Genomic DNA, 373 nt, shown 5'->3' with positions numbered 1-373 from the left:
TTTTCGGAGGGACTTTCATTGAGGCAAAAACTTGCGCCCGATGCATCTTGGTCTCACTCCGATTTCCCTTCCTTTTCGGAGGGACTTTCATTGAGGCATTAATAATCTGGAAGGTGTGCTGGGCAGGACCGAGATTTCCCTTCCTTTTCGGAGGGACTTTCATTGAGGCCTTCGCGGTTACGCCGACTCAAAGTGCGTATGAGATTTCCCTTCCTTTTCGGAGGGACTTTCATTGAGGCCAGGCGGCGATATTTTCTAGCGTTGGTTCGTGGTCGATTTCCCTTCCTTTTCGGAGGGACTTTCATTGAGGCCTGCAGGAAGTGCCAGACCAGCACTACGAGCTAATATTTCCCTTCCTTTTCGGAGGGACTTT

Annotated in this window: 1 CRISPR repeat array. The window is 50.1% G+C overall.

Annotated features, from left to right (window positions below):
* Positions 1-60: 60 nt before the first annotated feature.
* Positions 61-373: direct repeats of the CRISPR family, unit length 28 nt; unit sequence GATTTCCCTTCCTTTTCGGAGGGACTTT.

The sequence above is a fragment of the Rothia sp. HMSC072B04 genome, from assembly GCF_001813725.1.
In the GTDB taxonomy this organism is placed as follows: domain Bacteria; phylum Actinomycetota; class Actinomycetes; order Actinomycetales; family Micrococcaceae; genus Rothia; species Rothia mucilaginosa.
This window is presented reverse-complemented; position numbering and strand designations above follow the sequence as displayed.